Consider the following 24,088-nt stretch of genomic DNA (forward strand, 5'->3'; position numbering starts at 1 on the left):
TTAGCGGCGCAGCTGCGCCTCGCGCGCGGCCTTCAGCCGGGCGAAGTCGTCGCCGGCGTGGTGCGACGAGCGCGTCAGCGGCGACGAGGACACCATCAGGAAGCCCTTGGCCCGGGCGATCGCCTCATAGGCCTTGAACTCTTCCGGCGTGACGAACCGGTCGATGGCGGCGTGTTTGCGCGTCGGCTGCAGGTACTGGCCGATGGTGATGAAGTCGACGCCGGCGGACCGCATGTCGTCCATCACCTGCATGACCTCTTCCTTGGTCTCGCCCAGGCCGACCATGATCCCGGACTTGGTGAACTGTTCCGGGTCGCGTTCCTTGACCATCTGCAACAGGCGCAGGGAATGGAAGTAGCGGGCGCCGGGCCGGATCTTCAGATACAGGCGCGGAACAGTCTCGAGGTTGTGGTTGAAGACGTCGGGCTTGGCGTCGATCATCACTGCGGCGGCGCCGTCCTTGCGCAGGAAGTCGGGCGTCAGGATCTCGATGGTCGTCTTCGGCGCCTGAAGGCGAATCTGGCGCACCACTTCGGCGAAATGGGCCGCGCCGCCGTCCGCCACGTCGTCGCGATCGACCGAGGTGATCACCACATGGTTCAGGGCCATCTGCGACACCGCAAGCCCGACCTTGCCCGGCTCCTCCGGGTCCAGCGGCTGGGGCAGGCCCGTCTTGACGTTGCAGAAGGCGCAGGCCCGCGTGCAGGTGTCGCCCATGATCATCAGGGTGGCCTGCTTCTGGCTCCAGCACTCGCCGATGTTCGGACAGGCCGCCTCTTCGCAGACCGTGTGCAGGCCCTTGGAGCGGACGATGTCCTTGGTGGCGTTGTATTCCCCCGAGCCCGGCGCCTTGACGCGCAGCCAGTCGGGCTTTTTCAGAACCACCGACTCCGGGCGGTTCTGTTTTTCGGGGTGGCGCAGCTCCGACGGCTTGCGCTGAAGGGTGTCGATCAGGGTGACCATGGCCGGTATTTCGGCCTTCCGCGCCCCGATGGCAAGCCACGGCCGGTTACAGATGATGGCGCGCTTGGGAACTCACGCCGCGTAACCTATCTTTTCAAGACACCGTCGCGTCATTAATGACGGACGCCCGACAACAGAGAGGGCCTCTCGCGCCCTCCGCAGGAGACGCGTTTGCGCCAGGCCCTGGATTCCTCGCTGTACGACACCACGCTGATCGACGCGCTGATCGACGCGCGCGCCCGGTTCGGGGACAAGGAAATTCTGGAGGACCAGGATCGCCACCCCCTCACCTACACCGGCTTGATCCGCGCCGCCTTCGTCCTGGGGCGCAAGATCGCGAACATGACCGATCCGGGCGACCGGGTCGCCATCCTGCTGCCGTCGTCGATGGGCGTCGTCGTCACCTTCTTCGGCCTGCACGCCCACGGCCGCGTACCGGTCATGCTGAACTTCACCGCGGGCGAGACAAATCTGAAGGCGGCCATCAAGGCCTCGGGCGTCAAGAAGGTCCTGACCGCCAAACGCTTCATCGATCAGGCCAAGCTGGACGACCTGATCGTCGAGCTGAAGACGGTGGCCGAGGTCGTCTGGCTGGATGACGTACGCAAGACCATCGGCCTGGCCGACAAGCTGTACGGCCTCAGCGCCGGCGTTGCGCCCAAGCGGTTCCGCGTCAAGACCGACCCGGACGCGCCCGGCGTGGTCCTGTTCACCTCGGGCAGTTTCGGAACGCCCAAGGGCGTGGTGCTGAGCCAGAGGAACCTGGTCGCCAACGCCCGTCAGGTCGCGGCCCATATCGACCTGCTGCCGGAATGGGTGATGTTCAATCCCCTGCCCACCTTCCACTGTTTTGGGCTGACCGGCGGGGTCATCCTGCCGCTGCTTCAAGGCTTGAAGGCCTTCCAGTATCCGTCGCCGCTGCACGCCAAACAGATCACCGACCTGCTGCCCCAGGTGAAGGCCTCGATCCTGTTCGCGACCGACACCTTCCTGAACCAGTATGGTCGCGTCGCCGAGGCGGACGACTTCGCCACCCTGAAGTTTGTGGTCGCCGGCGCCGAAAAGGTGCGCCAGGAAACCCGCAACCTGTTCAACTCAAAATTCGGCGGCGTCGAACTGCTGGAGGGCTATGGCGCGACCGAAGCCTCGCCGGTCGTCGCCGTCAATCACCCGGATCGCAACGCCCCCGGCACGGTGGGCCAGATTCTGCCCGGCATCGACTGGAAGCTGGAGCCGGTGGAGGGCATCGCGGACGGCGGCCGCCTGTATCTGCGCGGCCCCAATGTGATGAGCGGCTACGTCACCTCGGCCGAGCCCCTGGAATGGTCCCCGGTCGAGGACGGCTGGCTGGACACCGGCGACATCGTCGATGTGGACGCCGAGGGCTATGTCACCATCAAGGGGCGCGCCAAACGCTTCGCCAAGATCGGCGGCGAAATGGTGTCGCTGACGGCGGTCGAAGGCATCGCCGGCGCGGTCTGGCCCGACCAGCGCCACGCCGTCGTCTCCATTCCCGACACCCGCAAGGGCGAAAAACTGGTCCTGGTCACTGACCACGCCGCGGCCGAGGTCGCGCCCCTGGCCGAATGGGCCCGCTCGAACGGGGCCCCCGAGCTGATCGTGCCCAAGAAGATCGTCAAGGTCGCCGAGGTTCCAGTCCTGGGCAGCGGCAAGACGGACTATGTCGCGATCCAGAAAATGGTCGAGGCGGAAAAGGCGGCCTGACCGCCCTACCCGATCCGCACCCCCGTCATTGAAATCGACCCGCCGTCGATGCTGTCGTTGAAGAAGGACACCGGCTCGCCCGCCGCCTGCTGGGCGGCGATATAGAGCACCGGCAGGTAGTGTTCGTCAGTCGGCACGCTCAGCTGGGCGTCCTCAGCCAGGCCGACCCAGTCGATCAGGGCTTCGTGGTCGCCGACCACAAAGGCCTGTTTGACAGCCTCATTGAACCCTGTCGCCCAGCTATAGGGCTCGGCCCCCGTCTCGCGCTTCCAGGTCCGCAGATTGTGGACGAAGTCGCCCGAGCCGGCGATGACGATTCCCTCGTCCCGCAGCGGCCGCAGGGCCTTGGCCAGTTCATAATGCTGGCGCGCCGTCAGTTCGCGATTCAAAGACAGCTGCACCACCGGCACGTCGGCGTCCGGCCACACATGGCACAGCACCGACCAGGTCCCGTGATCCAGGCCCCATTGTTGCGTCTGGACTGCCCCCGTCAGCTCCGCCACCCGAGCCGCCAGTTCGGGCGAGCCCGGGGCGGGATACTGAAACGCGTGAAGCTCAGGCGGAAAATTCCCGAAATCATGGATGGTTTCGGGCCGTTCCTGCGCCGTAACGCCCAGCCCGCGCGTCTCCCAATGGGCGGAGATCATCACCACCCCCTTGGGCTTGCCGATGTCTTCACCCAACCCGCGCCAAGCGGCCCCGAAGGGACCGCCAAGCGCGTTCATGGGCGAGCCGTGGCCAAAGAAAACGGCGGGCTGGCGCATCGGATCAGCCGAACTGCTTCTTGGCGATCTCGGCGATGTGCTTGCCCTGGAAGCGGGCGCCGTCCAGGTCGATCTGGCTGGGCATGCGCGAGCCGTCGCCCTTGGTCAGGGTGGTGGCGCCATAGGGGCTGCCGCCGACGATCTCGTCCATATTCATCTGGCCCTGGAAGGCATAGGGCAGGCCGACCACGATCAGGCCGTGATGCATCAGGGTCTGAACCAGGCCCATCAGGGTGGTTTCCTGGCCGCCGTGCTGGGTCGCGGTCGAGGTGAAGGCGCCGCCGACCTTGCCCACCAGGGCGCCGTTGAACCACAGGCCGCCGGTCTGATCGAGGAAGTTGCGCATCTGCGAGGCGACGGTGCCGAAGCGGGTGCCGGCGCCGATGATGATCGCGTCATAGTTCGCCAGATCCTCGACCTTGGCGATGGGGGCCGCCTGATCCAGCTTGTAGCCCGACGCCTTGGCCAGTTCGTCCGGCACCAGTTCGGGCACGCGCTTGATGTCGACGACGGCGCCTTCGACTTCGCGCGCGCCTTCGGCGACGGCTTCGGCCATGGCTTCGATATGACCGTAGGTGGAGTGATAGAGGACGAGAATCTTGGGCATGGGGAGGCTCCATTGAATGATAGGCCGTCATTCGCAACAACGACCGTTGCTAACTTGGCGTGTCCATCCTGCCCTTGCAAGCCCTCGGGCGGGTTTCACCGCACGAAGGGACAAACCGCATCATAGAATGCGCGGGTCCCGGGCGTTTCGCCGCCGCGCAGGCCGTGAAAACGATGCTCCATCACCATGGCCTGCTGCTCGATATTCAGCGAATCCCAGCGGCAGTCCGGATCGGCTGAATAGGCGTAGGCGGCGGCGCTGTCGCCCGCCTTCAGCTTGGCGAACAGCAGATTCACCCCCTGCTGCGCCTGCCAGACATGGGTCAGTTCGTGCACCAGCACGCCTTGAATCTGCTGCGACGCCTGGCCGAAGTCCGTCTGAAACGCCCGTCTGGGCCAGACGATCCAGTCGCGCCCGAACCAGCGGCCGGCGACGAAGGCGCGCCCGAAGGGCCAGGCGATCAACCGGATTCGATCCAGACGAAGCGCCGAACCGAACGCCTCACGCGCCAGGCTGGCCTCCCCTTCGGTCAAGGCGCGAATGATGGATCCCACGGTCGCACATACTCCCAATGCCAGGGCTCATAGACATAGGGTACGAACCCGAACCGCCCGGCGTTGGCGACCAGCCAGCGATAGGTCGCCGACCGCGCCATATGTTCGCGGCTGGCGGCCGCGGTCGAATCGACCCCACGCCCCGGCGCCTGACCGACATAGAGATCGACCGCCGTCCCCGTCCGATGCGGCGAACAGACGGCGCGGCGCAGGCCGTCGCAATTGCCCTGCTGGGCGCAGCGCGCGGCGTCCGCCTCTGGATCGCGGAAGCCGGAAAAAATTTGCAGCAGTTCGGGATCGGCCGCGACCTCGGGAACCTCGGCGCGGGCGGCGGCGACCATCCGGCGATAGGCGTCCAGAACGTCGCGTCGCAACAGGCGCGTCAGCCGGTCAGCGTGTTCCTCGGATTCGACCAGATAGCCCAATTGGTTGATCGGCGGCGGGTCGGGGCATTCCTGGCGGGTGCGGGCCATGACGAACGGTCGACGCTCCTGCCACAGCCCCCGCAGGACCTGAAAGGTCGACGCATCGAACAGGCCGGTCGGCGCTAGGCCATGGGTCTGCTGGAAGCCCGCTAGTTGCGAGGCGAAGATCGGCGTGCCCGGACCGCAAGTCGTGTGCAGTTCGCGCTGGATCAGGGGAACATAGGTCCGCCACCCCCATTCGGTCGCCCCGAACGGGGTCCATTCCATCGCGTAAGCCGAGGCGGCGTTGACCAGGGCCTGTCCGCCCCAGACGTCGGCATTGGTGTGACAGGGTCCAGCCGCACGCGCGCCGCCGGCCGCAGCCAGGACGAAACAGACCGACAGAAAGGCAATAAGGTTTCGCCACATGCCGAACAGCAAGCCCCAAGCCGGTCGCTGGAGCAAGCACAGAGAGACCGCAGCGCCCAAATCCGACTCCGCGTCCGTCCGTAAAGCTGCGATGGTGAACCGGCCCGACTCATCCGGGCTGTTCCGGACCCGCTGCATGACCGTCGCCGCCGCGCCCCGTCGCTCCAACGCCGTGCTCGCCGCCTTCTCCGGCCCCTGCCTGCCGCTGGCGGCCTTCGGCGTCGCCCTGCCCGTCACTCTGCCGGAATTCTACGCCACCTACGTCGGGCTCGAGCTGGGCGTGGTCGCGGCCGTCTTCATGGCCGTGCGTCTGATCGACATCGTCTTCGACCCCTTCATCGGCTGGGGCATGGACAAGACCAGGACCCGGTTTGGCCGCTACCGCCCCTGGATGGCGATCTCGACGCCGATGCTGATGCTAGCCGCCTTCATGATGTTCGTCGTGGTCCAGCCCGGCGCGCCGCCTCTCTATCTGTTCGGCTGGCTGCTGTTCCTCTACCTCGGCTTCTCCATCGGCACCCTGGGCCAACTGGGCTGGGCCGCCGTCCTCGCGCCCCAGTATGATCAGCGCAGCCGCGTCTACGGCTGGTGGCAGGTGTTCAACATCATCGGCGTCGTGCTGATCCTCGTCTTGCCGACCATCGTGGTGAAGACGGGCATCGGCGACTACGCCGACGGCGTGCGGATCATGGGCTGGGCCATCGTCATCGCCCTGCCCGTCACCATCGGCCTGGCCATGTTCGTGGTGCCCGAACCAGTGACCAAGGGGGACCAGCCGCATGGAAGCCTCGGCGCCTATCTGTCCCTGCTGGGCCAGAAGACGGTGCGGAAACTTCTCATCTCGGACCTGCTGCTCGGCGTGGCGCCCGGCATCACCGGTTCGCTGCTGTTCTTCTTCTTCGGCCAGGTCCGGGGCTATGATCACACCCAGGCCGGTCTGTTCATGCTGGTCTATTTCATCGCCGGCCTGTGCGGCGCGCCCTTCTGGGCCTGGTTCGCCACCCGTGTCGGCAAGGACCGAGGCCTGGCCGTGGCCAGCCTCGTCTCGGCTGTCCTCTATGTCGGCGCCACGCTCGTCCCCGGCGGCAACTTCGCCCTGACGGCCGTGGTCATGTTCATAGCGGGCCTGCCCTATGCCGCCGGCCTGTTCCTGACCCGCGCCATGATGGCCGACGCCGGCGACGAGGAGCGGTTCAAGACGGGCGTCGATCGCACCGGCCTGATGCTGTCCATCCTGTCGGCGACGACCAAGATCGGCCACGTCGCCGCTCTGATCCCCTATTTCATCCTTCAGGAGGTCGGCTTCCGCGCCCTTCCGGGCCCAGCGGGCAACAGCGAGACCGCGCTGCTGACGCTGCAGATCCTGTTCATCGCCGTGCCCGGCGTACTGCTCGTCCTGGCCGGCTGGGTGCTGAAGGACTATCCGCTGACCCAGGCCCGCCACAACGCCATCCGTGAGAAGCTTGATGCGCGCGATGCCGAACCGACGGCGGTGCGCCTGTGAGACTGATAGACCGCCTGCTCGGCGTCATGGAACGGCTGCGCGACCCGGACGGCGGCTGCCCCTGGGACGTGGAGCAGACCTTCGCCACCATCGCCCCCTATACGATCGAAGAGGCCTATGAGGTCGCCGACGCCATCGAGCGCAACGACCTGAACGAGCTGAAGGGCGAACTCGGCGATCTGCTGTTCCAGGTCATCTTCCATGCCCGCATGGCCGAGGAACAGGGCTTGTTCGCCTTCGACGACGTAGTCACGGCCATCGCCGACAAGCTGGAACGCCGCCACCCCCACGTCTTCGGCGACGAAGCCCAGCGCACCTCGAAAGAACAGACCGTCGCCTGGGAAACCATCAAGGCCGCCGAGCGCAAGGACCGCAAGAAGCCCGGCGCCCTCGACGACGTCCCCGTCGGCCTGCCCGCCCTGACCCGCGCCGCCAAACTGACCAAGCGCGCCGGCCGCGTCGGCTTCGACTGGCCCTCGACCGACGAGGTGTTCGACAAACTGGCCGAAGAGGTGGCGGAACTGCGCGTCGAGATCGCGGCCGGCGACATGGCCAAGGCGCGCGAGGAGATGGGCGACCTGCTGTTCGTCGTGGCCAACCTGGCCCGCAAGCTGGACGTCGAGCCCGAGGACGCCCTGCGCGCCACCAACGCCAAGTTCGTGCGTCGCTTCGGCTTCATCGAGGCGGAACTGGCCAAGGACGGCCGCACGCCCGACCAATCGACGCTGGAGGAGATGGACCGCCTCTGGGACGCCGCAAAGGTCGCCGAGAAGGCCGGCTCCCCATCCTGAGCCCGCGCATGCCCTACGACCTGATCATCTTCGACTATGACGGCGTCGTCGCCGACAGCGAGGTGCTGAACAGCACCGTCATGGCCGAGCAATTGACCGCCATCGGCCTGCCGACCAGCCTGGACGACGTCTTGGCCGCCTATACGGGCAAGCGCTGGCGCGACAACCGGCCGGCGGTCGAAGCCGCCTTGGGCCGGCTCTGCCCCGAGGACTTCCACACCACCTGGTTCGCCACCTGCCGCGCCCGCGCGCCGATCCATCTGAAGCCCGTCCCCGGCATGATCGACTTCGTCGCCACCCGGTCCGAGGCCCGCTGCATCGCCTCGTCCAGCGGCCCTGACTGGATCGGCGTCGGCCTGGACCTGTTCGGCCTGACCGATCATTTCGACGGCGCCGTCTTCACCGGCCTGGTGGTCGAGCGCGGCAAGCCGCACCCCGACATCTTCCTGCACGCCGCCGAAAACATGGGCGTCGATCCGGCCCGCGTTCTGGTGATCGAAGACAGCGAGGCGGGCGTCACCGCCGGGATCGCGGCCGGAATGACGGTGGTCGGCCTGACCGCCGGCGGCCATATCCGCGACGGCCACGCCGAACGCCTGGTCGCCCGCGGCGCCCACCACATCGCCGACAGCTACGCGGCGGTCGCGGCGTTCATGGATCGCTGACCGCTAAAGATACCGCAATTCCTGAAGATCCACTTCACGGATCATCTTGCGCGCGGCGACCTCGTCCAGTTGACGCGCCCGCGCCAACCGCCCCAGTTCTTCTCGCTCGGCCGCCAGACCGGCCAGCCACAGTCGGCGTTCCACCGCGTCGATCTTGCGCGCCACGACCGCGTCGTCCTCGTCGGTGCGGGTATGGGTCTCGATGCGGCGGCGATAGACTTCCATGATCCGGCTGGCGACATCGGAATAGAGATCGGGATTGGTCTTGCCCTCGGCCATGGCGTGGGAGGCGTCCTCGACGGCGCGCAGGGCGGCCGAGGCGGCGGCGACACGCCCGCGGTCCTCCTCCCGTTCCTGCGAGGGTTCCGGTGGCAGTTCGACCCCCTTCATCAGGCGCGGCAGGGCGAAGGTCGCCACCAGCAGCGAGACGATGATCACTCCCGCCGCCAGGAAGATGGCCAGGTTGCGCGACGGCATCGGCGATCCGTCGCCCAGGACGAACGGCAGGGTCAATATGCCCGCCAGGGTGATGGCCCCGCGCACGCCCGCCAGCGACATCACCAGGGTCAGGCGCAACCCGACCTTGGCGGGCGGGCCGCGATGGCGCCGTCGGAACAGGGTCAGCTTCAGCGAGGTCCAGACCCAGACAAACCGCATGACCGCCAGGGCGGCGACGATGGCGAACACATAGACGGCCAGCCACCAGACTTCCGGCCGGCTGGTGCCCCGCACCACCTCGGCCGCCCGCGCCAGGATCGACGGCATCTGTTCGCCCAGGATGACGAAGATGATGCCGTTGGCGACGAACTGGACCGTGTCCCACACTACGCCGCGCCGAATTCGGGTCATGGCCAGGGACTGGCCTCCGATCCCGCCGCCCCGCTCGGTGAAGCTCATGGTCACGCCCGCCGCCACCGCCGCCAGGATGCCGGAGGCGTGCAGTTCTTCAGCGACCAGATAGGCGGCGAAGGGGATCAACAGGCTGACCAAAATCTGCGCCCCGACGTCCTCGCCCCAGCGGCGACTGACGAAACCCTTGGCGTAACTGATGGCCATGGTGACCAGAACGCCTGTCACCACGCCGACCAGGGCCAGCCAGGCGAAGGATCCGATGGCGCTGCCGATCGAGAAGGCGCCGGTCGTGGCCGCAACCACCGCGATCCGCATGCAGGTCAGGCCGGTGGCGTCGTTCAACAGCGACTCGCCCTCCAGGATGTGCATCAGCCGTTTGGGAATCGGCGCCCGGGCGGCGATGGCCTGAACCGCGATGGGGTCGGTCGGCGACAGGATGGCGGCCAGGGCGAAAGCCACCGCCAGCGGCATCTCCGGGATCATCCACCAGATCAGGAAGCCCAGACCGATGACGGTGAACAGGACCAGGCCCAGGGCCAGCTCCAGGATCACCGCCCGGTCGCGGAACAGCGCCTCTTTGGGGATGCGCCAGCCGTCCAGAAACAGCAGGGGCGGCAGGAACAGGAGGAAGAAGATGTCCGGCTCCAGATCCACCGTCGTGCCTGTCGCCAGCACGATGGCGGCCCCCAGGCCGATCTGCACCAAGGGCAAGGCGATGCGCGTGATCCGCGCGACCGAGCCCGACACCACGACGGCCAGAAGCAGCAGCAGGACGGTCTCGATCAGATGCATAGGTCAGTCAGCCAGGTCGGGATACAGACGCTCGAATCGCCCCAAGGCTGCAGGGTGAAGCCTGACCGTGACGTGAGTGCGGCCGGCGTCATCCGTGTCGCGGAAGACCACCCGGCCGTGTTCATACAGCCAGGCCAGGGCCTCGCCCTGGTCGGGCTCCAGCGTCAGCCGGGTCTCGGGATCGTCGTCGATCAGGCCGGCGATGGTCTGGCGCAGGGGTTCGATTCCCTCGCCCGTCCAGGCCGAGACGGCGACCGCCTCGCCCGTTTTCGCCAGACGTTCGGCCTGACCCAGCACGGCCTCACGCGCCTCATCGTCCAGCAGGTCGATCTTGTTCCAGACCTCGAGCACGCGTCGGGTCTTGCCCTCGGGGGTCTCGATCTGTTTCAGCACCGTCTCGACGTCCTTGGCCTGGGCGTCGCTGTCGGCCGAGGCGATGTCGCGGACGTGCAGGATCAGGTCGGCCTCGCCCACCTCTTCCAGGGTGGCGCGGAAGCTCTCGACCAGTTCGTGCGGCAGGTCGGAGATGAAGCCGACGGTGTCCGCCACGATGGCCGGCCGGCCCTGCGGCAGGCGGATGGTTCGCTGGGTCGTGTCCAGGGTGGCGAACAACAGGTCCTTGGCGAAGACCTCGGATCCCGTCAGCCGGTTGAACAGGGTCGACTTGCCGGCGTTGGTGTAGCCGACCAGGGCGATGGTCGGGAACGGGACCTTCTGGCGCTGTTTGCGGTGCAGACCGCGCGTGCGGCGCACCTCTTCCAGTTCGGCCTTCAGCCGCACGATCCGGTCAGCGATCAGACGCCGGTCCAGCTCGATCTGGGTTTCGCCGGGACCGCCGGTCGAGCCGGTGCCGCCGCGCTGTCGCTCCAGGTGGGTCCAGGTCCGCACCAGGCGCGACCGCTCATAGTCGAGCCGCGCCAGTTCGACCTGAAGCCGGCCTTCCTTGGTGCGCGCGCGGCGTCCGAAGATTTCCAGGATCAGGCCGGTGCGGTCGATGACCTTCACCTCCCACGCCTTTTCCAGATTGCGTTGCTGCACCGGGGTCAGGGCGTCATCGATGATGACCGCCTCCGCATCGGCCGCGCGAACCAGGGCGGCCAGTTCCTCGACCTTGCCGCTTCCGAACAGGGTGGCAGGCGTGGTCCCACGCAGTCGCACGATCTCTTCAGCGCGCACGTCAAGGTCCAACGCGCGGGCGAGGCCCACGGCTTCCTCAAGGCGCTCGCTTGCCAGCCGAGGGCTGTCTGAGCGTCGGTCGGGATGGATGACGACCGCCCGGATCAGCGGGACGGCGTGGTCGATCAGTTTGCTGGTCAATCAGTCTTCTTCGGCGTCGGGCTCGTACAGTTGCACGGGCGCGGACGGCATGATGGTGGAGATGGCGTGCTTGTACACCAGCTGGGACTGGCCATCGCGGCGCAGCAGCACACAGAAGTTGTCGAACCAGGTCACGATACCCTGCAGCTTGACCCCATTGACCAAGAAGATGGTCAGCGGCGTCTTGGTCTTGCGGACCGAGTTGAGGAAGGTGTCCTGAAGGTTCTGACGTTTGTCTTGCGACATGGCAGGTTTTTCCTGTTCTTTGTTGTTCGTCGCCGAGGGAGCGGCGTCGGGGCCGGATGGCGGCCGGAAGCGACCTTAAACGCCGCCTCCGTGCTCCGGCAACGCCCTAAATGGCGTCTCGGCGCGCCTGATCAAGATAGAGCTGACGCAGCTTCAGCGTAATCGGTCCCGGCCTGCCGTCGCCAATCTTCGTTCCGTCAATCGAGATCGCCGGAGTGACGAAGGCGCCGGCGGCGGTGAAGAAGGCTTCCCGCGCCCGCTTGGCCTCCTCGACGCTGAACGGACGCTCGTCCAGTTCGACCCCATGTTCCTTGATCAGCGCCATCAGGCTGGTGCGGGTGCAGCCTTTGAGGATGTTGGCCTGGGTGTCGCGGGTCCGCAGCTTGCCGTGCTCATCCACGATCCAGGCGTTGGTCGAGGAGCCCTCGGTCACCAGCCCCATATCGTCCACCAGCCAGGCCTCATAGGCGCCGGCCTCGCGCGCGGCCTGTTTGGCCAGGATGTTGGGCAAAAGCCCGACCGTCTTGATGTCGCACCGCCCCCAACGGATGTCAGGCTGGGTCAGGACGGCGACCCCTTTCTGCGCCTGCGCCTCTCCGCGCGCCGGCGAGATCGACTTGGCGGTGACGATGACGCTCGGCGGCGTGCCCGGCGTGGGGAATGGGTGATCGCGGCGCGCCGTGCCGCGCGTGACCTGTAGATAGACGATGCCGTTCCTCACCCGATTGCGACGGACGGTTTCGCGCAGCACCCGCGTCAGGGACGCGACCGACATCGGAATGTCGATGCGCAGTTCGTTCAGGCTGCGGTGCAGGCGCGTCATATGGCCGTCGAAGTCCGCCAGCCGTCCGTCGAACACCGACCAGACCTCATAGACCCCGTCCGCGAACTGGAAGCCGCGATCCTCGATATGGACCACGGCCTGGCCATGCGGGCTGTAGGTTCCGTTGACATAGGCGACGCGGGACATCAGGCCGGATCTTCCTCTTCTCCACCGCGGGCCGGCGAGACCCCCAGCGACTTCAACTTACGGTGCAGGGCCGAGCGTTCCATGCCGATGAAGGCGGCGGTGCGCGAGATATTGCCGCCGAACCGCATGATCTGGGCCGCCAGATACTCCCGCTCGAACACTTCCCGCGCCTCGCGCAGCGGCAGGGCGATGGTGCGTTCGGCCCCCAGGTTCGAGGAGCCTCCGTTCGACGTCGCCACCTCCTGCGGCAGCATGTCGGCGGTGATCGGTTCGTTCGGATCACCGGTCGCCAGGATCAGCAGCCGTTCGATGTTGTTGCGCAACTGGCGAATATTGCCCGGCCAGGGATGGACTTGCAGAACCGCCACGGCGTCATCGCCGATGATGCGGCGCGGCAGGCCTTGCGAGGCGCTGATCGTGTCGACGAAATATTCCACCAGTTCGGTGATGTCCTCGCGCCGTTCCGACAAGGCCGGCACCCGGATCGGCACCACGTTCAGACGGTGGAACAGATCCTCGCGGAACCGACCCTCGGCGATCTCGATCTTCAGGTCGCGTGAGGTCGAGGTCACGACCCGCACATCGACCTGCACGTCCTGTTCGCCGCCGACGCGACGGAACCGCTGATCGACCAGCACGCGCAGGATGCGGCTCTGGCTCTCACGCGGCATGTCGCTGATCTCATCCAGATACAGGGTGCCGTTATGGGCGCGTTCGAACACCCCGATCTTGCGCGGACGGCCGTCCTGGCCTTCCTCGCCGAACAGTTCGACGTCCAGCCGCTCCGGCGTCATCCCGGCGGCCGAAATGGCGACGAACTCGGCCCGGGCGCGCGGGCTGGCCTCGTGGATCTGACGCGCGACCAGCTCCTTGCCGGAACCGGCCGGGCCGGCGATCAGGACCCGGCTGTTGGCCTGGGCCACCTTGGCGATGGTGCCGCGCAGCGCCTGGGCCGCCTGGGACCGGCCGATCAGACCTGACGGGGTCATCGTCTGGGCCCGCAGACGGCGGTTCTCGCGCTTCAGCGTCGCCGCCTCGATGGCCCTTTCGACCACGACCACCAGTCGGTCAGACTTGAACGGCTTTTCGATGAAGTCATAGGCGCCGCGCTTCAGGGCCGTCACCGCCGTCTCGATATTGCCGTGCCCCGAGATCATTACCACAGGCAGGTCGGGGTCGATCTCCTTGACCACCTCCAGCAGCTCCAGCCCGTCCAGACCGCCGCCCTGCATCCAGATGTCGAGGATCGCCAGCGACGGCTTCCTCGCGCGGATAGCAGCCAGGGCCTCGTCGGAGTTGGCGGCTACGCGCACGGCGTGCCCCTCGTCCTCGAGCAGGCCCGAAACCAGATCGCGGATGTCCGCCTCGTCATCGACGACCAGAATGTCGGAACCGGTAGGTCGCATCTTGCCTCGCTTATTCGGCGACGACGGTCTGGAGCTTGCGCTCCGTCACGTCGCCGGTCTTGCCGTGGGGTTTCAAGGGAAAAATCAGGCACACCCGCGCGCCGCGCAGGGTCTCGGCGTCGGCCAGCTTCAGCTCGCCGCCGTGGTCCTCGCAAATGCGTTTGACGATGGCCAAGCCCAGGCCCGTGCCCTTCTCGCGCGTGGTGACATAGGGTTCGGTCAGACGGTCGCGGTCCTTGGCCGGCAGGCCGACCCCGTCGTCCTCGACCACGAAGGTCGCCGTGCCGTTTTCAACGACCAGGGAGGCGATTATGCCCTCGGCCTCTGACGCCGCGTCTTCCCCGGCCGCCAGACGGCGAGCGGCGACGGACTCGCCTGCGTTCTTCAGAATATTGATCAGGGCCTGGCCCACCATGCGGGCGTCGCAACGCAGCGTGGCCTTGGGCAGGGGCTCGTCCATATCCACGACGATGTCAGCGGCGGCGACCCGCTGGGCAAACACGGCCTCGCGCAGCATCTCCGCCGGATTGGCCGAGCCGAAGCGCGGCGCCGGCATACGGGCGAAAGACGAGAACTCGTCCACCATCCGGCCAATATCGCCGACCTGACGGATGATGGTGTCGGTGCAGCGGTCGAAGATCTCGACCTCGTCCACCTTGTCGCGATATTTCCGTTTCAGCCGTTCGGCCGAGAGCTGGATCGGCGTCAGCGGGTTCTTGATCTCGTGGGCGATACGACGGGCCACGTCGCGCCAGGCGGCGTTGCGTTGAGCGGTGACCAGCCGGGTGATGTCGTCGAAGGTCAGGACCATCTCGCCGCCCTGCCCGCCCTCGATCCGGACCCGCAGTCTCTGGGTCTCGCCGCCGCGGCTGACATCGATGTCTTCTTCGATATGGGCCTCGACCCGGCCGACCAGGTCGCTCAGCTCGGGCGAAAGCGCTGCCAGTTCGTGGCCCAGAACCTCGTCTTCTTCGATGTGCAGCAGTTGCAGAGCGCTGTCGTTGATCGCCGAAACCCGCCCACGCCGGTCCAGGCCGATAACCCCGGCGCTGACGCCCGACAGCACGGTCTCGATGAACCGGCTGCGGTTCTGGGCGTCGTCGCTGGCCGCCTTCAACGCGGTCTGTTGCGCCTGAAGATCACCGGTCATGCGATTGAAGGCGTCGGAAAGCAAAGCGATTTCGGCCGGGGCGCCCTGGCTGTCCACACGGGCGCTGAAATCGCCGCCCGCCACCTGGTCCGCCGCCTGCACGAGACGCCCGATCGGGGCGGAGATGCTGCTGGCCGCCGACATGCCCAGCCATACGGCGCCGACCAGAACCAGCAGCGCCGTCTCCAGATAGCTGAGGATGAAGGCCGACTGGATCCGCGACCGGCTTTCCTGGGCCTCGCGATAGGCTTCGATCGACTGGATGGAGGCGTTCATCCGCGCGACCAGCCCATCTTGCAGGGGCCGCACCAGATAGAGATAGGCGTCGCCATAGGCCGGCAGGGCGATGATGGATCGAACCGTGTCGGGGTTCTGCGTCACGTCGGTCGGCGGTTCTCCACCTTGGGCCGCGTCCTCCAGATAGGTCCGGGGGGGCGCCAGATAAGGCGGCGCGTCGGGCCGTTCCGCGCGCGCCAGAACCTGGCCGTCGCCATTCAGGATGTAGATGGCGGGATAGCCGAAAATCTCCCCGACCTGGGCGAGGGCGTCATTGAACTGGATCCGGTCGTCGAACAGGCCGCGTGCGCTATCCAGCTGATCGGAGATCGTCACCAGATCCGCGTCCACCGTCGTGGCGACATCCCGGATATAGGCGCGCCCGACCACAGCGCCGTTCTCGACCGAAGCCTGGACATTCTGGCTGAACCACTGGTCGACGCCCCGCGTCACCAGCAGGCCGAACACCAGGGCGATCAACACCGCCGGAACGACGGCCACCATGGAGAACAGGGCGACGAACCTCAGGTGCAGCCGCGACCCCGCGTCACCCGTGCTGCGCGCCAGGGCCAGGACCCGTCGCCCGACGATAAAGGCCAGACCCGATATCAGCGCCAGATTGGCCAGCAGGACGAACAGCACCGCCTGGCTGGTCGATCCCCGCGCCGTGCCGGATGTCGCACCGGGCGCCGCCGCCACCAGCCAAACCGCCGCGGCGGTTATGACGACCGCGATGAAATAGGCGAACCCGAACCCCGCCCGGGCGCGTTCCGCGTCGAAACGCCCCCAGAACGACTCATCCACCGACACGGTGTCGGTTGAAGAGGCCGCAGGTGAAGGCGTATCCGTCATGCCACAGCAGTGTCCACTAACTGTGGCTCATCTTCAACATCCGACTTGTTCATCTTCGGCAAAATTTCGCGCCAAAGATCCGCCATCGCCGCCTCGACGGCCAGAGGCTCATCCAGACGGCAAATTATTGCCTTTGCCTCGCGGCGGTGTTGCGGATCAGCCGGCCAGGGCGCCTGCTCAATGTACCAGCCCAGGTGTTTGCGGAACATACGCAGCCCCAGCGGGAGTCCGTAGAATTCCACCGATGCCCGCAAATGCTCGACGACAATCCCAAGTCGCGCCTCTGGCCCCGGCTCATCCAGCGAAACCCCGTCGATCAGCGCCCGCTCCAGGTGGGCCGCCAGCCATGGCCGTCCATAGACGCCCCGCCCCAGCATCAGGCCGTCGGCGCCCGATTGGGCCAGGGCCTGGCGGGCCGCTTCCGCCGTGGTGATGTCGCCGTTGACGATGACCGGTATGCCGACCGCCGCCTTGACCTCGCCCACCGCCGCCCAGTCGGCCACGCCGGTATAGAACTGCTTGCGCGTGCGGCCGTGGACCGTCACCGCCCTGACCCCGATCTCTTCAGCCCGCTTCGCCAGTTCGGCCGCGTTGCGGCTGTCGTCGTCCCAGCCCAGCCGCATCTTCACCGTCACCGGCCGGCTGGTCGCCTGGACCGCCGCCTCCATGATGCGACAGGCCAAATCCGGGGTCCGCATCAGGGCCGAGCCGGCGGCGGAGCCTGTGACCTCCTTGGCCGGACAGCCGAAGTTCAGATCGACGATGTCCGCGCCCGCCTTTTCCGCCATCCGCGCGCCCTCGGCCATCTGGCCCGGATCGCGCCCGACCAACTGGATCACCGTCAGCGGCAGGCCGGCGCCCACCGCCGCGCGTCGCACCACGTCGGGGCGTTCGCGCGCCAGCTCCTTGGCCGCCACCATCTCGGTCGCCACATAGGCCGCGCCCAGCCGCGAGGCGAGCACGCGGAACGGCAGGTCGGTCACGCCCGTCATGGGCGCCATCAGCACCTGGCCGGGCACGGTCACGTCGCCGATCTGTAAAGTCTTGGCCATTCGCGCCTTTCGCAGCATCCAACACCCCCTCGTCAAGCCTGACGGCGGCGGATTGATGTTTCGTCGCGCGACGGCGCGCTCTAGAAGGCCGGCATGAGTTTCTCGGGCATCATCGTCGCGGCCGGATCCGGTTCGCGCGCCGGCGGCGACAAACAGTGGCGCGCCCTGGGCGGCAAGCCCGTGCTGCGCTGGTCGGCTGAGGCGCTGCTGAACGCCGGCGCCGACGAGCTGGTGGTCGTGGTGGCTGCCGGCGCCGAAGACCGCGCGGCCGAAACCCTTGCCGGCCTGTCGAACTGGCGGACCGTGGCGGGCGGCGCCGTCCGAGCCGAGTCGGTCAGCGCGGGTCTTGCGGCCCTCACCAGCGGCCCCGACGGGCCGGTGTTGATCCATGACGCCGCCCGCCCTCTGCTGGACCGCGCCGTCATCGACCGGCTGATCGCGGCCCTGGACCATGCCGACGGCGCCCTGCCCGCCCTGCCCGTGGCCGACAGCCTGCGGCGCGGCGCAGACGGTCTGATGGCGGGCGTGGTCGAACGCGACGGCCTGTGGCGGGCCCAGACGCCTCAGGCCTTCCGGCGCGATACGATAGAGGCCGCTTACGCCGCCTGGACCGGAACCGAGGCACCGACCGACGAAGCCGCGGTCGTCCAACGCCACGGCGGCCGCGTCGCCCTGGTCGAGGGCGATCCCCGCCTGATGAAACTGACCTATCCCGAGGATTTCGCCATGGCCGAGGCCCTGTTGTCGCAACAGACCCGCTACCAGACCCGGATCGGCTCCGGCTATGACGTCCACCGCTGGGGTCCGGGCGGTTCGGTCTGGCTCTGCGGGATCGAGGTGCCGCATGACCAGACACTGATCGGCCATTCCGACGCGGACGCCGGTCTGCACGCCCTGACCGACGCGCTTCTCGGCGCCATCGCCGAGGGCGACATCGGCGATCACTTCCCGCCGACCGATCCGAAGTGGAAGGGCGCGTCTTCCGACCTCTTCCTGCTGCACGCCGCCCAGCTTGTCGCCGCGCGCGGCGGTCGGATCGTCAATGTTGACGTCACCCTGATCTGCGAACGCCCCAAGGTGAAGCCGCACCGCCAGGCCATGCGCGAACGGATCGCCGGCCTTTTGGCGCTCCCGCTGGACGCCGTCAGCGTCAAGGCCACCACGACCGAGGGTCTGGGCTTCACCGGCCGGGGGGAAGGCCTGGCCGCCCAGGCGGTTGCGACGGTCGAGACGCCCGTTTCCGCCTGAACTACCGGACCGCGTACTGCATCTGGCGGACCAGGGCTCCGAACAGATTGACATAGTCGTCGGTCCACGGCCGCACCCCGGTCGCCTCCAGAGTGCGCCAGCGCGGATCCTGGCGATAGGGCGCCAGGGCCGCCTCGCTCTTGCCGACGATCAGCGCCTCGGTCGAGGATTCAGACATGGAGGCGGCGTCCCGCCGTTCGATATAGATCTGATGCAGGGCCGGCGCCTTCAGGGCCGCCGCCGCCGCCTCGGCCGGCAGGGTGATCTCCAGGTTCCGGTTCGACAGGTGCAACACCACCACCCCCTCGGGCTTCAGCAGGCGCAGGTAGCCGGCGATGGCCTCGACCGTCAGCAAATGGGTCGGCACCGCATCCGACGAAAAGGCGTCGATGATCAGCAGGTCATAACTGCTCGGCGCTTCCCGTCCCATCGTCAGCCGCGCATCCCCCAGAACCGTCCGGACCGGTCCCTCGGCGCAGCCGTTGATGAAACTGAACCAGCGCGGGTCGCGCGACAGGCGGTCCACCATCGGATCGATCTCGAAGAAGCTCATTCGGTCCTGGACCCGCTTGTAGGCGGCCATGGCCCCGGATCCCTGCCCCACCACGCCGATGACGGCCCCATCCGGCCGTCCGGCTTGGGTCATCAGGGCCGCCTGACCCAGTGGGGTGGAGGTGGCGTAATAGAGGGTCGGCATGCAGCGATACCGCGCCGCCTGCGCCTGGGCGCCGTGCAGGGTGGTGCCGTGCATCAGCACATGGACCGGTCCATCGAGGCCTTCGATCGGCGTGCTGGCCACCCGCATCACCCCGAAGAAGCTCCGCTCGGTCAGCACCCAGTCATAACCGCGCGCCACATGATAGCCGGACCAGACCATGGCCCCGATGACCACGGTGAACATCATCGCCCGATCCCTCAAAAGGAAGGCGAACAGGGCCGCCACGCCCAGCACCGCCTGGGCGATCCGCACCAGCTCATGGTCCGGCAGGACAGCGCGGATGTCAGGCGCATAACGGACCAGGGCCAGGCCCAGCGGCCCCGCCACGGCGATCAGCACGCCGACGACGCAACAGATGATCTCCCACGATCGCATCTCGCGCCGCCCCCAGGGCCGCAACAGGCCTACGGCCACCAGGATCAGTGGATATTCCCACACCATGTCGAACACGACGGGCGCGATCAGGGCGTTGAACACCCCGCCCAGCACGCCCCCCAGCGACAGCAGCAGATAGAATTCCGTCAGCCGGCCCGGCGCGGGACGACGCTCAGCCATCCGTTGGTGGCACATCAGGGCCGTGAAGAAGAAGGCCGTAAGATTGACCCCGAAGACGAACAGCCACTCCGTCGTCCGGAACGCCGCCAGGGCGGCGCAGGCCGCCAGGGTCCCCGCCTGGATCGCCAGGGTCAGATGCAACGGGATGATCGGCCGCGCCTGGAAGGCGATGACGAAGGTCAGCAGATAGAGCGCCAGCGGAATGACCCACAGGAAGGGCGCAGAGGCCACGTCGGTCGACAGGTGCGCCGTCACTCCCAGCATCAGGCTGGACGGCGCCGCCGCCAGCAGGATCAGCAGCCCCTTCTCGCGCCAGGCGATGCGCGGTCCGGCCGCCAGCGGGGCGGGCTCGGCCGCAACAGTCTCCCGCCGACGCCAGACGACAAGGCCCAGCCCCACAACCATCAGCACGAACAGACCGTAGCCGAGACTCCACCCCCACCGCTGCGCCGACAGGCTGACCAGGGGCTCGATCAGGACCGGATAGGCCAGCAGGGCCAGAAAACTGCCCAGGTTCGAGGCGGCGTAGAGCACATAGGGATCGCTGCGCCCCGCCCGCCCGGCGCTGGCCCGCGCATACCAGGCCTGCAACAGCGGGGCGGTCGCCGACAGCACGGCGAACGGCGCCCCGAGCGACAGGGTCAGGGTCGCCAGCATCCACAGGGTCGGCGCCGAGGGATCAGGATCGCCCAGCAGGCCGCTGATCCGCAGCGGCAGGAACAAGGCCGCGATCAGCAGCAGACCCAGATGGACCGCCACCTGTCGCTGCATCGATCCGATTCGTTGCAGCAGATGGGCGTAGCCATAGCCGGCCAGCAGCGCCGTCTGAAAAAAGACCATGGCCGCATTCCACACCGACGGCGATCCCCCCAGGGTCGGCAGGATCAGCTTGGTCGCCATCGGCTGCACCACGAAGACCAGACAGGCAGAGGTGAAGACGGCGACGGCGACGGCGAACAGGATCGCGGTCGCGCGGGCGGGCCGGTCGAGGGGGAGAACAGGAGCCTCGGCGACATTGGTCATGGCTCTGGTTAGAGCGGGACTCGCGGCCTATGAAAAGATCATGTTCCCCGAAGACATTCAGCGCCTGGCGCAACAGATCGTCGCAACCGCATCCACGCGGGGGCTGATGCTGGCCACAGCCGAAAGCTGCACCGGCGGTCTGGTCGCCGCCGCCCTGACCGCCGTTCCCGGCACGTCCGCCGCCCTGGACCGGGGCTTCGTCACCTACAGCAACGACGCCAAACAGCAGATGCTGGGCGTGCCCGAGGCCACGCTGATCGCCCACGGCGCCGTGTCCGAACCGACCGCGCGGGCCATGGCCCAGGGCGCCGTCGCCCATTCGCGCGCCGCCGTCAGCGTGGCCGTCACCGGGATCGCCGGCCCCGGCGGCGGCTCGGACGACAAGCCGGTCGGACTGGTCCATTTCGCCGCTCAGGGACCCGGCGGCCTGATCCATCGCCAGGAACGATTCGGCGACATCGGCCGCGACGCGATCCGTCTGGCCAGCGTCCGGATCGCCCTGTCCCTGCTGGCCGACCGCCTGGCGTCGTGACCGACCTCCAAGAGGTTGAAGCCTCCGTCGTCGATGCGCGCGGCCACGTCTGCCCGACGCCCAGCCTTCGATTGATGAAGGCGATGGAGGGCGCTGCGCCGGGGCGTCGCTTCATCCTGCTGGCCACCGACCCGATGGCGCGGATCGACGTGCCCTTTCTGATGACCCAGAAGAACGGCCGCGTGATCGCCGCGGACGAGGTGGACGGCGTGATTCGCCTTACGGTCGAGGCGGGTTAGGAGCGCGACCGGCGACTGGCCCGCCGCTCCGACAGATCGACCACATCGGCGGGAACCGTCGGGGTTTGAGCCTTGGCGGCTGCATCGGCCTTGGCCGCAATCTCCATCTCGGTGGCGAAGGCGCCGCCGTAGAAGATGGCGTTGACGTTCCACGACAGCCAGATCAGCAGCACCACCACCGCGCCCACAGACCCGTAGGTCGCTCCCAGGGGCGCGATCTGCTCCACATAGATGGCGCAAAGCCAGGACGAGATCACCGACATCAGGGTGGCCACCAGCCCGCCGGTGATCGCCGGCAGCCAGGCGACGGGCGACCTGTGGCTCATGGCGTAGCGGTACAAAAGGGTCAGGCCGACCGCGAGGCCAAGCGCCGGCAGGAAGGCGTCCAGCGGCAGCAAACCGCCATCGAACTGGTCCGTCATCGGCGACGCCGTATGGGCCAGGATTCGGGCCGTCACCACAGCGCCTGACACGACCGTGAAAAGCGCGAAGGCGAAGACGGCGACGAAGAAGGCCAGAAGGTTGAACTTGAAGAAGCCGTGCGGCTCGGTTTCATCATGAATGAGATTAAGGCCCGCCAGCAAGGCCTTGAATCCACGATGGGCAGCATAGGCGCCGACGAACAATGCAAAGGCGCTCTGGGTCGAGATCGTCCGCGCAGAAGCATTGCTCAACCGGGCGATCTCATCGCGGAATATCGTCTGGGCCGCCCGAGGCAACAGGTCCGAAAGGGCGGCGGCCTGAGCGCTGACCTCATTGATCGACAGACCCAGCTTGTAGAAACCGATCAGAATGGCGATGGCGGGAAACACGGCCAGAAGGGCGAAGAATGACACGCCGCCGGTGTAGAGCATGACGTCACGCCCCCAGCTGCGGGTGAAGGCGCGCACCGAAAGACCGCTCCAGAATCCAGGCGCCTTCAGTACCGATCGGGTCAGGTGATCACTCAAGCCGGTTCCCACAACCGTTGAACAGGCGGCGAAACCTAGACCATTCCATCGGCAAGGAAAACACCATCCGCGCGAGCCCCACTTTTCCCCGTCGCCCCACGCCAAGACATTGCTTCGTTAAGGGACGCATCGCTATGGTCCCGCGGCCTTCAAGGGGCTATGGGCGCTGCGACGTCCGGGGGAGACGACCAACTTGGCTTTCGATGCGCGTGTATTGATCCTGGCGGCCCAGGACGGTCGGCTCGGGCCGCTGGTGGCTGGGCTGGACGCCCTCGGCTGGACCACCGTCACCGCTCGCGACCTGACGTCGGCCGAGGCTGTCTTGCAGGACTTCCCGCTGGACGCCGCCGTGGTCGATTTCGATTCGCTCACCGACGACGTCGTGGCGCGGCTGCGGTCTGCGGCCGAGCCGCGCAGTCTGCCGATCATGGTTGTCGGCGCGCCGCGCGGTTCCGTCATGGACGCGGATCTGGCCGTGACGCTGCCGCCCCACCCCGCCCAGGCGGCGCTGAGGCTGGAGCAGATGACCCGCGCCGCGATAGCCGAAGAAGAATTCCATCTGCGCCGCGCCACCTTCGCCGCTCGCGGCATTGATCTGGAGGCCGGCGGCGGCGAACGGGCGCCGCTGCGCGTCCTGGCCGCCGGCGTGGCCGAGCGCCGGTTTCTGGCCCTGTCCAACGCCCTCACCGCCTCCGGCGTCGAGGTCGTCGCTGCGCCCACCCCCTACACCGCTTTCGACTATCTGCACGAAAGCCCGTTCGACGCCGCCGTCCTGTGGGGCGCCAAGGACCATGCGCCCGCCCTGTCGATCGCCTCGGGCATGAAGCGCAACACCCGCCTCTACCACATTCCCCTGATGCTCTATCTCCGGGACGGCAGCGAGATCGGTCTCGACGAACTGTTCAATCGGGGCTTCGCCGACGTCGCCACCGCCGACACGCCCGAGGATGAGACGGCCGAGCGGCTTCTGGCCCTGGCGGGGTCTCACCGACGTCATCTGACCATTCGCAAGGCTCTGGATTCGGTCCGGGCGCTGGCGGAAATGGACGCCTCGACCGGCCTGTTCACGCCTGAATTGTTCGCCGCCCATCTGGCGCGCGTCGCCGACGCCTCACGCGCCCGTCGCCGCCCCCTGTCGGTCTGCGTGCTGCGCGTAAAGGAGAACGAGGCCGTGGCCGGGGCGCGGCAGGGCGGCTGGCTGGATCGGGCCATGCCCCAGATCGGCGCCATGGTCTCGCGGCTGGTCCGGGTCGAGGACACGCCCGCCCGCCTGGCCAAGGAAGTCTTCGCCCTGGCCCTGCCGGCGACCCGGGGCGAGGCCGCACGCCTGGCGGCGGAGCGCATCGCCGCCGTCATCGGCTGCACCGCCTTCGACGCCGGTCCCGACCGCTCCCCCTTCGTCGCCGAATTCGACGTGGGCGCCGCCGAGATGCAGCCGAACGAAAGCGCCGCCGCCCTGCTGGAACGCGCCTCCGCCGACCTGTTCGACAAGACGCGCTGAGGT

General features: G+C 67.5%; 22 protein-coding genes. 8 read left to right on the forward strand and 14 right to left on the reverse strand.

The window, feature by feature from the left end:
• On the reverse strand, positions 1-963 hold the full coding sequence (gene lipA / locus GYM46_RS16425; protein ID WP_008262283.1) for a lipoyl synthase: 963 nt from the start codon (positions 961-963) through the stop codon (positions 1-3).
• Positions 964-1,134: 171 nt separating this feature from the next.
• Here lipA and GYM46_RS16430 point away from each other — a divergent pair, with 171 nt between their 5' ends.
• Positions 1,135-2,688: an AMP-binding protein gene (locus GYM46_RS16430; RefSeq protein WP_008263671.1), complete on the forward strand. Its 1,554-nt coding sequence runs from the start codon at positions 1,135-1,137 to the stop codon at positions 2,686-2,688.
• Positions 2,689-2,693: 5 nt separating this feature from the next.
• On the opposite strand, the gene ygiD is transcribed toward GYM46_RS16430, so the two are convergent.
• The 4 genes from ygiD to GYM46_RS16450 form a co-directional block, all read right to left on the reverse strand.
• On the reverse strand, positions 2,694-3,452 hold the full coding sequence (ygiD, locus tag GYM46_RS16435) for a 4,5-DOPA dioxygenase extradiol (RefSeq protein WP_008263011.1): 759 nt from the start codon (positions 3,450-3,452) through the stop codon (positions 2,694-2,696).
• A gap of 4 nt (positions 3,453-3,456) precedes the next feature.
• On the reverse strand, positions 3,457-4,059 hold the full coding sequence (wrbA, locus tag GYM46_RS16440) for an NAD(P)H:quinone oxidoreductase (RefSeq protein ID WP_008258668.1): 603 nt from the start codon (positions 4,057-4,059) through the stop codon (positions 3,457-3,459).
• Between the two features lie 95 nt (positions 4,060-4,154).
• A complete protein-coding gene (locus tag GYM46_RS16445; RefSeq protein WP_040349512.1) occupies positions 4,155-4,613 on the reverse strand; it encodes a hypothetical protein in 459 nt (152 codons plus the stop codon).
• Positions 4,589-5,446: a D-alanyl-D-alanine carboxypeptidase family protein gene (locus tag GYM46_RS16450; RefSeq protein WP_040350061.1), complete on the reverse strand. Its 858-nt coding sequence runs from the start codon at positions 5,444-5,446 to the stop codon at positions 4,589-4,591. The genes GYM46_RS16445 and GYM46_RS16450 overlap by 25 nt, the downstream gene beginning before the upstream one ends.
• 136 nt (positions 5,447-5,582) lie before the next feature.
• Between GYM46_RS16450 and GYM46_RS16455 the strand changes: the two genes are divergently transcribed.
• From GYM46_RS16455 to GYM46_RS16465, 3 genes are read left to right on the forward strand one after another with little or no spacing between them, the layout of a single operon-like run.
• Positions 5,583-6,950 carry an MFS transporter gene (locus GYM46_RS16455; protein WP_008260614.1) on the forward strand — a complete coding sequence of 456 codons (1,368 nt, stop codon included), beginning with the start codon at positions 5,583-5,585 and terminating at the stop codon, positions 6,948-6,950.
• Positions 6,947-7,741, forward strand: coding sequence for a nucleoside triphosphate pyrophosphohydrolase (mazG, locus tag GYM46_RS16460; RefSeq protein WP_083793354.1), 795 nt, complete (start codon positions 6,947-6,949; stop codon positions 7,739-7,741). Before GYM46_RS16455 ends, mazG begins: the two co-directional genes overlap by 4 nt.
• A gap of 8 nt (positions 7,742-7,749) precedes the next feature.
• Positions 7,750-8,406 (forward strand): HAD family hydrolase, encoded by a 657-nt coding sequence (locus GYM46_RS16465; RefSeq protein ID WP_008259060.1) that lies wholly within the window; start codon positions 7,750-7,752, stop codon positions 8,404-8,406.
• Between the two features lie 3 nt (positions 8,407-8,409).
• Here GYM46_RS16465 and GYM46_RS16470 read toward each other — a convergent pair whose 3' ends face one another.
• The 7 genes from GYM46_RS16470 to dusB form a co-directional block, all read right to left on the reverse strand.
• Complete coding sequence (locus GYM46_RS16470) at positions 8,410-10,050, reverse strand: Na+/H+ antiporter (protein WP_008263971.1); 1,641 nt, start codon at positions 10,048-10,050, stop codon at positions 8,410-8,412.
• 3 nt (positions 10,051-10,053) lie between these two features.
• The gene (hflX, locus tag GYM46_RS16475) at positions 10,054-11,367 is read right to left on the reverse strand and encodes a GTPase HflX (RefSeq protein WP_008264273.1); all 1,314 of its coding nucleotides are present in this window, start codon (positions 11,365-11,367) and stop codon (positions 10,054-10,056) included.
• Complete coding sequence (gene hfq, locus GYM46_RS16480; RefSeq protein ID WP_003164861.1) at positions 11,368-11,613, reverse strand: RNA chaperone Hfq; 246 nt, start codon at positions 11,611-11,613, stop codon at positions 11,368-11,370.
• A gap of 106 nt (positions 11,614-11,719) precedes the next feature.
• Positions 11,720-12,583, reverse strand: a complete 864-nt coding sequence (locus GYM46_RS16485; protein ID WP_008261518.1) for a D-amino-acid transaminase — start codon at positions 12,581-12,583, stop codon at positions 11,720-11,722.
• Positions 12,583-13,989 (reverse strand): sigma-54-dependent transcriptional regulator, encoded by a 1,407-nt coding sequence (locus tag GYM46_RS16490; protein WP_008261747.1) that lies wholly within the window; start codon positions 13,987-13,989, stop codon positions 12,583-12,585. Before GYM46_RS16490 ends, GYM46_RS16485 begins: the two co-directional genes overlap by 1 nt.
• A 10-nt stretch (positions 13,990-13,999) precedes the next feature.
• Positions 14,000-16,267 (reverse strand): sensor histidine kinase NtrY-like, encoded by a 2,268-nt coding sequence (locus GYM46_RS16495; RefSeq protein ID WP_008264243.1) that lies wholly within the window; start codon positions 16,265-16,267, stop codon positions 14,000-14,002.
• A complete protein-coding gene (gene dusB / locus GYM46_RS16500) occupies positions 16,264-17,319 on the reverse strand; it encodes a tRNA dihydrouridine synthase DusB (RefSeq protein WP_035305946.1) in 1,056 nt (351 codons plus the stop codon). Before dusB ends, GYM46_RS16495 begins: the two co-directional genes overlap by 4 nt.
• A 93-nt stretch (positions 17,320-17,412) precedes the next feature.
• Between dusB and GYM46_RS16505 the strand changes: the two genes are divergently transcribed.
• Positions 17,413-18,567, forward strand: a complete 1,155-nt coding sequence (locus GYM46_RS16505; protein WP_008258691.1) for a bifunctional 2-C-methyl-D-erythritol 4-phosphate cytidylyltransferase/2-C-methyl-D-erythritol 2,4-cyclodiphosphate synthase — start codon at positions 17,413-17,415, stop codon at positions 18,565-18,567.
• A 1-nt stretch (position 18,568) separates the two neighbouring features.
• Here GYM46_RS16505 and GYM46_RS16510 read toward each other — a convergent pair whose 3' ends face one another.
• Positions 18,569-20,863 (reverse strand): spermidine synthase, encoded by a 2,295-nt coding sequence (locus GYM46_RS16510; RefSeq protein ID WP_008260149.1) that lies wholly within the window; start codon positions 20,861-20,863, stop codon positions 18,569-18,571.
• Between GYM46_RS16510 and GYM46_RS16515 the strand changes: the two genes are divergently transcribed.
• Entirely contained in the window at positions 20,862-21,395 is a 534-nt protein-coding gene (locus GYM46_RS16515; RefSeq protein WP_008261161.1) for a CinA family protein, read from the forward strand. The two genes, GYM46_RS16510 and GYM46_RS16515, sit on opposite strands and share 2 nt — an antisense overlap.
• Positions 21,392-21,634: a sulfurtransferase TusA family protein gene (locus tag GYM46_RS16520; RefSeq protein ID WP_008260929.1), complete on the forward strand. Its 243-nt coding sequence runs from the start codon at positions 21,392-21,394 to the stop codon at positions 21,632-21,634. The genes GYM46_RS16515 and GYM46_RS16520 overlap by 4 nt, the downstream gene beginning before the upstream one ends.
• Here the strand turns inward: GYM46_RS16520 and GYM46_RS16525 are convergent.
• Positions 21,631-22,488, reverse strand: coding sequence for a YihY/virulence factor BrkB family protein (locus GYM46_RS16525; protein WP_156796544.1), 858 nt, complete (start codon positions 22,486-22,488; stop codon positions 21,631-21,633). The genes GYM46_RS16520 and GYM46_RS16525 overlap by 4 nt on opposite strands.
• 289 nt (positions 22,489-22,777) lie before the next feature.
• Between GYM46_RS16525 and GYM46_RS16530 the strand changes: the two genes are divergently transcribed.
• The gene (locus GYM46_RS16530; RefSeq protein ID WP_040349508.1) at positions 22,778-24,085 is read left to right on the forward strand and encodes a diguanylate cyclase domain-containing protein; all 1,308 of its coding nucleotides are present in this window, start codon (positions 22,778-22,780) and stop codon (positions 24,083-24,085) included.
• Positions 24,086-24,088: the final 3 nt, after the last annotated feature.

Origin of the sequence: Brevundimonas mediterranea (assembly GCF_011064825.1) — a bacterium.
Classification (GTDB): Bacteria; Pseudomonadota; Alphaproteobacteria; order Caulobacterales; family Caulobacteraceae; genus Brevundimonas; species Brevundimonas mediterranea_A.

Bases quoted from the DNA above. Each gene is read 5' to 3' on its own strand.
- hfq (WP_003164861.1), bottom strand. From the start codon at position 11,613: ATGTCGCAAGACAAACGTCAGAACCTTCAGGACACCTTCCTCAACTCG.
- GYM46_RS16510 (WP_008260149.1), bottom strand. From the start codon at position 20,863: ATGACCAATGTCGCCGAGGCTCCTGTTCTCCCCCTCGACCGGCCCGCC.
- GYM46_RS16495 (WP_008264243.1), bottom strand. From the start codon at position 16,267: ATGACGGATACGCCTTCACCTGCGGCCTCTTCAACCGACACCGTGTCG.
- GYM46_RS16505 (WP_008258691.1), top strand. From the start codon at position 17,413: ATGAGTTTCTCGGGCATCATCGTCGCGGCCGGATCCGGTTCGCGCGCC.
- GYM46_RS16525 (WP_156796544.1), bottom strand. From the start codon at position 22,488: ATGCTCTACACCGGCGGCGTGTCATTCTTCGCCCTTCTGGCCGTGTTT.
- GYM46_RS16515 (WP_008261161.1), top strand. From the start codon at position 20,862: ATGGCTCTGGTTAGAGCGGGACTCGCGGCCTATGAAAAGATCATGTTC.
- GYM46_RS16465 (WP_008259060.1), top strand. From the start codon at position 7,750: ATGCCCTACGACCTGATCATCTTCGACTATGACGGCGTCGTCGCCGAC.
- GYM46_RS16485 (WP_008261518.1), bottom strand. From the start codon at position 12,583: ATGTCCCGCGTCGCCTATGTCAACGGAACCTACAGCCCGCATGGCCAG.
- GYM46_RS16450 (WP_040350061.1), bottom strand. From the start codon at position 5,446: ATGTGGCGAAACCTTATTGCCTTTCTGTCGGTCTGTTTCGTCCTGGCT.
- GYM46_RS16470 (WP_008263971.1), bottom strand. From the start codon at position 10,050: ATGCATCTGATCGAGACCGTCCTGCTGCTGCTTCTGGCCGTCGTGGTG.
- GYM46_RS16490 (WP_008261747.1), bottom strand. From the start codon at position 13,989: ATGCGACCTACCGGTTCCGACATTCTGGTCGTCGATGACGAGGCGGAC.
- GYM46_RS16455 (WP_008260614.1), top strand. From the start codon at position 5,583: ATGACCGTCGCCGCCGCGCCCCGTCGCTCCAACGCCGTGCTCGCCGCC.
- lipA (WP_008262283.1), bottom strand. From the start codon at position 963: ATGGTCACCCTGATCGACACCCTTCAGCGCAAGCCGTCGGAGCTGCGC.
- ygiD (WP_008263011.1), bottom strand. From the start codon at position 3,452: ATGCGCCAGCCCGCCGTTTTCTTTGGCCACGGCTCGCCCATGAACGCG.
- dusB (WP_035305946.1), bottom strand. From the start codon at position 17,319: ATGGCCAAGACTTTACAGATCGGCGACGTGACCGTGCCCGGCCAGGTG.
- wrbA (WP_008258668.1), bottom strand. From the start codon at position 4,059: ATGCCCAAGATTCTCGTCCTCTATCACTCCACCTACGGTCATATCGAA.